The following is a 6,012-nucleotide window of genomic DNA, read 5'->3' on the forward strand; positions in this document are numbered from 1 at the left end:
CGCCCCTTACGCGCAGATGAAATCAAGCACGTCATTCATGCTTCCCTGCTTATTCATCACGTCAAAGTGCTGAAATGCCGTCTGCTGCCCGTAGACGGTATTCATATTTTCCCGCAGCGCAGTAATCCGCTGCACCGCGACATCCAGCTGATCGCCGCCATTAATGGGCTGATAAAATGCCGCCGCCAGTGAGCGTGGTTGATCGGTACCTTTTTCCGCCAGCGCCCAGGACGCATAGGCGCGGCTGGCGAAGCTGTTCTGTTTGCCGGTTGGAGAGACTTTTAGCGCCGCTTCGGTGAAGGCGCGCAGCGTTTTGTTCGCCAGTTCTTCATTACCGTTGAGGTTGTTCACCAGCAGATCTTTATCAATGCAGATATAGGTATAAAACAGCGCCGAGCCAAAACCTGTCTCCCCTAAGTGGCCCGCGCCGGCGTCTTCAGAGGCCGCGCGTAAGTCATCCACCGCCGTAAAGAAATCGTCCTCAACAATGGTTTCGCTAACGCCAAAAGCGTGCGCCACCTGGCAGGCAGCTTCAACGTTATAGGTCGGTTGGTCCGCCAGCATACGGCCAAACATCGCGATATCCACCGCCATGCGGTCATGGCGCAGCAGCGCCGCTTCTTCTTTCGTGGCCGCACGTTTTTCTTCCGCCAGGCGGTGCGCCAGCGCTTTCACGGCGTCAAACTCTGCGGGGCTAATGTGCGCCAGCTGTTCCGTTTCCGAACACTTCAGCGGATCGTTTTGATCCGCTTTAGTTTTAACTTTGCCAAAGCATTCACCAATAGCTTTGACGTAATCCACCGCTTTCCTGGGTTCAATCCCGCTCTTCACCAGAATTTCCGCGGCTTCGCGGGCGATGCGGCCGCTGCGGATGCCAATATGGCCGGCCAGTGCGTGCTCAAAAAGTTCGGAGGTACGCCATGCGCGTTTCAGGCTCTGTGAAGAGATGCGCAAACGGGTCGCCCCACCAAGCATCACCGTTTTCGGCGCGCCGGTATCGTCGCGGTTGAGGTTAGCGGCAGGATAAGCAGTCAGTAAGTGAAGCTGAATAAAAGTCGTCATTTGAAATTCCTTTTAAAATCATTCGGCATCGCCGGCCTGGTAATAGTCCAGCGCCCAGCGGATACGGATAAACTCGATTGGCCGCTGCTGACGGCGGCGGTGATTCAGTAAATCGTCTTGCTCACGACACCAGCGAAAGATATCTTCCGCCAGCGACAAGAGATTGACAGAGCCGTGGAGCAGACTTATCGCGCGACGCAGCTGGCGCAGCAGCTCATCGGGGGTTTTGACCGCCGAAAGCCGGGCAAACCTCAGTTTCGACATCACCGGGGTATCGCCCGTTTTCTGCCCCAGCTGAGCGGCGAACGTCTGGCGGTCATCAATCGTTTTTACCTGCGCCGCCAGCGCCGCCACCAGCGCCAGCGCGGTAAAACGCCACGCCTTCCCCTGGGTGTTCCACAGAGAATGTGTTTGCACCATCAGGGAGTGGAAGCCTTCCGACAGGCAGACATCGTTCAACGTCGCGCTACGCCGGAGGCTGGCCCGCAGACCGCGCTTCTCCTGCAGCTCTTCATGCCATTGGCGCAGAGTGGCCTTATGTTCATCACTTACAACATTCATTGCGCAGCCTCCTGCTTTTTAGCCCTGGCGGCTTTTGCACTCTGCTTTTCCGCCGACGTGGCGAAATATTTTTTACGCGCGGTCATGCAGCGCGCCAGGTCGTTGTTTTCATAGGGATTGGTAAAGACACGATCGTCAAAGCAGCGACGAACGAATAACCACAGCTCTCTTTGCCATTTGTCCAGCCGCTCCTGCGCGGGTTGGCCATTCTCCAGTTCGTGGATGAGGTTCAAAAAAAGCGGCTGGGTCTGGTTCCAGAAATCGATATCAATAAAGCTAAAGTCGCCGCGCGCGCCTTTGGGATCGTCAAACCATGCCTCTTTTAGCGCGCTGCGCAGCAGGCTCAGCAGGCGTGCGGCGGTTTGTGCTGCTTTGCGTAAATCCGGGATCGTGCTTTCATCCGTCAACAGCGGGAAATGATGTTCGTACCAGCAGCGAATCTTCATGTTGTCGAAGTCGGCGCCAAATCCCCATAGCCCGGCTTTGATGTTCCTGAGACCGCGTGCATTGAACACCTTCACGACCTGGGCTGGGTATTCACTGTTGCTTTCCGTCTGATTGTCCTGGCTTAACCCCAGCCAGTCGCGCCAGATAAGCCCGCCGGGCTGGGGTTTGACGGAAAAGAAGCCGCCGTCACCTTTTAGCGCCAGACGATACGGCGTGAGCGGGTGGCGCCAGCCGTCGTAGTTTATGCCGTAGTTTTTGACCGCCATCTGGCTGAGTAGCCCATCGCTTTCGCTGGCGCAGATGTCGCAGGTCCCTGGCTGAGTGGCAGCAAAATCCAGGCGAATACGGCGGGGCATTCCCCAGTACGCCTGCAGCTTATCTACCTGCTCCGGGGTAGTGATGGCGCTGGCTTGTTCGCTGGTGCGCGTTGGAGCAAGCCACGGGAAAACGGACTCATCGTAAGCGGCAGGTAACGGCATATCCGCGGCATCCTGCGGCAGCACGTTGAGCCACAGCTTGCGCCATAGCGGCGTGAGTCGCTCCCCCTCATACTCCTGCAGTTCAATCAGCGTGGTCAGCGGCCCACCGCCGCGCAGTCCGGTGCGGTAGCCTTTGCCGCCTGATGGCGCATTCAGCTGTAAAGAAAACAACGCCAGCGCAGCGCAGTGCGGGCAAAAAGAGTTGGTCACGCCACGTTTGATAAAATGGTCTTTATTGAATTTAGTGGTCTGCGCGCCGGGGACCTCCGGTAACAGGGAGGCAACCGACACCTTATCGCCCGCTAACGAATCGAAATCCTGCATAAACGAAGGTGTATCCGGGCCAAACTGAAAGGCAGCCTCCAGCGGCGCTAATGCCGCAACGAGCGTCTCTGCGCTTAACCCCTCTTCCCAGGTATCTTCCCAGCCATTGCGGTTTTTGGGAGCAACAGCGCACTGCAACAGTCCAATCAGAAATTGCCAGGCAGCACCTTGTAAATCTGCTCGCGTGGCGGCAATATCCACCACGTCCTCATCCGTCAGACCAACCGGCGCCAGCTTACCCGTTGTACCATCGCGGTAACGGACCGGAAGCCAGGCAGTAGTTAAAAGAGAGAAAGTATTCATGTAGTTAGCTGCTAGACCTCCATTGTTCCGATGAGTCCTTCACTGGCCGAATAACCGCAATCCGGCGAGTCTGTAACAATAATCACCACGGCGAAATCCGGGTTTTGATGCTGTTGTACACACCACTGCTGCAGCGGCTTTTCAGCCAGGAGCGTGAATTCAGCTTTGTGTTTACGCCACCAGCTTTCCCGCACCCGCAGCATGCTCATTTCCCACTGATGCGCGCCGCAGGCGTAAGGCAGCAACTGTCCATCGACGTTTTTCGCCAGCCACAGCGTGATCGACTCTTCTGCCAGGCGAGTAGAGAGCTTGTCAGCCAGGAAATCACTGCTATCGGGGCTATATCCCGGCTTGAAGTTCAGGAGCATTTGGTGAGCAAACGCGCGATCGCAGTAATATTTTGCCAACTGCGCTTGCTCGGCTTTGGCTAAACCATCGGGAATAGCGATATCTTCCCCGTAGACGGATTCAATCAATAATCGGGCAGATTGTGGCATCCGAATGGCCCCCTGCTGTCGCAAAACGCGCTGCGTCAGCCACAGACGGCCGTGATCGGGATAGACATAAGCGCTGTTACGCAACGCGCTGGTCAGCCACTCTTCTTGCGGCGCTTCATCCCACTCCGGGGCGAGGATCAGCAACTGTGGCGACGCACGCTCGTCCTCTCCGCCGATTTTCAGCCGACCGCGACGATCCCGGATATGGCGTTGAAGCCGACCCGCGCGCTGAATCAGCAAGTCGATCGGCGCTAAATCAGAGATCATGTCGTCCATATCGATATCCAGGCTCTGCTCTATGACCTGAGTGACAATCAGCACCCTACCCGCCCGCTGCGTGCTGTCGTCCTTGCCGAAGTGCGATAAGGTTTCCGTCTCAATTCGCTGACGGTCATAAAAGGCAAAGCGGCTATGGAATAACGAGATTTTTTCGGCGGGGATCGCGCCTCGGGCCAGCAGTTGGCGATAGATACGCACGGCGTCGTCAATGGAATTGCGTATCCAGGCGATACAGCGGCCTTCGCTGGCGGATTGTTCGATACGGGTGAGGCAGGCTTCTTCGTTATCCAGCCAGCCGATGTTCACGCTGCGCTCGACCTCTTTGCGGGTGGCGACATAGCGGGAGCTCACCTCTCGCCCCGCCACCTGCGTCAGCCAGGGATAATCGTCATCACCCAGAAGCGGCGCCGCAAGCGCGCAGCCGCTACCGCGACTAAAGGAAGCAACCAACTTATCGCGCTGCTGCTGCGAGAGCGTAGCGGAAAGCAAGATAACGCAGTTGCCGCTGCGCGCCTGTTGCTCAATCAGGCTTTCCAGAATCCGCGACATATAGGCATCGTAGGCATGGATCTCATCGGCCAGCAGCACTTTATTGTCGAGTCCCAACAACCGCAGGTTGTTATGTTTAAAGGGCATGACTGCCATCAGCGCCTGATCAAGCGTGCCCACCCCCACCTCGGCCAGAAGCGCTTTTTTATTGCTGTCGGCAAACCATGCCGCGCAGCCCTGGCTGAATGGCTGTTCGTCATCAGGCTCTTCCGAACCGGAGACAGCGCCGGGCCAGATACGCTGATTAAAGCCCTCCATCAACCCGCGAGCGCTGTGCGCCAGCACCAGGCTGGGGCGCGCGTCAGACTGGTATAAGGCAAGCCACGATTGTGCCAGCCGGTCAAACATCGCATTGGCCGTCGCCATCGTCGGCAGACCGAAAAACAGCCCCTGCGCCTTTCCGGCAGACATCAAGCGGTGGGTCAGGATTAACGCCGCCTCCGTTTTGCCTGCTCCGGTAACATCTTCAAGGATAAACAGCTGCGGTCCAGGCTGGCTGATATCCAGCTCAAGCACCGCCTTCTGGAGCGGCGTAGGATGCTGGATAAAAGGAAACAATGTCTCTATTCCCGTAAATGGTGCAACAGCCGCAGCAGGAGGAAAACATTCACTGCCTGCTCTGCCTGCGCGTTTGCCTGCCGCCAGTAGACATCAAGCGGCATTCGTTGGGAGACCCGGGGAAAAAAGCGGATCGATGAGCCCGTCCAGTCAGCCAGTACCACCGCAGCCGAAATAAACCACGACAGGTGACTGAACAGCTCCACACCTGCATCATCATCCCAAAAGGACGGGATTTCCATGTCCGGGAATAGCGATTTAATAGCTAACAGAAAGTCATGCGCTGCTTTAATATCGGATGGATGGAAATTATCCAGATCGCGCATCCCCACCGGCGGACGCCCGTGATGGCCAGTGGTTAAGGGCATCCACAGAGTAATTACACGCTTAAGTTTACGAATGGAAAGTGATGAGTTCGGAAATAATTCTGGACAATCGCTGAAGTGGGAATTCCATAGCCAATATCCCAGTGACGCATGGGATATTTTTTCATATGTATTTCGACTATCCTTCTGCACGCAGAGATTATCATGGGTATATAATTGCTGAAATGAACGGGAGAATTTCCCAATATCATGCGGTGATGCTGCCAACTTACTGATTTAGTGTATGATGGTGTTTTTGAGGTGCTCCAGTGGCTTCTGTTTCTATCAGCTGTCCCTCCTGTTCAGCTACTGACGGGGTGGTGCGTAACGGCAAAAGCACTGCCGGACATCAGCGCTATCTCTGCTCTCACTGCCGTAAAAACATGGCAACTGCAGTTCACTTACACCGCTTCTCAACCCGGTACGCACCAAGAAAATCATTGATATGGCCATGAATGGTGTTGGATGCCGGGCAACCGCCCGCATTATGGGCGTTGGCCTCAACACGTATTTTACGTCACTTAAAAAACTCAGGCCGCAGTCGGTAACCTCGCGCATACAGCCGGGCAGTGATGTGATTGTCTGCGC

The 6,012-nt window shown here is 55.9% G+C and carries 5 protein-coding genes and 1 pseudogene; 2 read left to right on the plus strand and 4 right to left on the minus strand.

Translation table 11 applies throughout. The annotated features are described in order from the left end of the window. Positions 1–6: 6 nt before the first annotated feature. The 4 genes and pseudogenes from cas7e to cas3 all read right to left on the minus strand — a co-directional run. Positions 7–1,062, minus strand: coding sequence for a type I-E CRISPR-associated protein Cas7/Cse4/CasC (gene cas7e, locus HMPREF1024_RS14515; protein WP_009308513.1), 1,056 nt, complete (start codon positions 1,060–1,062; stop codon positions 7–9). Between the two features lie 18 nt (positions 1,063–1,080). Continuing rightward, positions 1,081–1,623, minus strand: coding sequence for a type I-E CRISPR-associated protein Cse2/CasB (casB, locus tag HMPREF1024_RS14510; RefSeq protein WP_009308514.1), 543 nt, complete (start codon positions 1,621–1,623; stop codon positions 1,081–1,083). Continuing rightward, on the minus strand, positions 1,620–3,176 hold the full coding sequence (gene casA / locus HMPREF1024_RS14505) for a type I-E CRISPR-associated protein Cse1/CasA (protein ID WP_009308515.1): 1,557 nt from the start codon (positions 3,174–3,176) through the stop codon (positions 1,620–1,622). Before casA ends, casB begins: the two co-directional genes overlap by 4 nt. A gap of 11 nt (positions 3,177–3,187) precedes the next feature. Next, a pseudogene (cas3, locus tag HMPREF1024_RS14500) lies at positions 3,188–5,637 on the minus strand (CRISPR-associated helicase Cas3'); the annotation flags it as partial. 107 nt (positions 5,638–5,744) lie between these two features. Between cas3 and HMPREF1024_RS32165 the strand changes: the two are divergent. Continuing rightward, the gene (locus tag HMPREF1024_RS32165; RefSeq protein WP_369085666.1) at positions 5,745–5,879 is read left to right on the plus strand and encodes an IS1 family transposase; all 135 of its coding nucleotides are present in this window, start codon (positions 5,745–5,747) and stop codon (positions 5,877–5,879) included. Beyond that, on the plus strand, positions 5,876–6,012 hold a 137-nt coding region (locus tag HMPREF1024_RS32170; RefSeq protein WP_369085667.1), incomplete at its 3' end, for an IS1-like element transposase. The genes HMPREF1024_RS32165 and HMPREF1024_RS32170, both read left to right, overlap by 4 nt.

Source organism: Klebsiella sp. 4_1_44FAA, from assembly GCF_000238715.1.
Taxonomy (GTDB): domain Bacteria; phylum Pseudomonadota; class Gammaproteobacteria; order Enterobacterales; family Enterobacteriaceae; genus Klebsiella; species Klebsiella pneumoniae.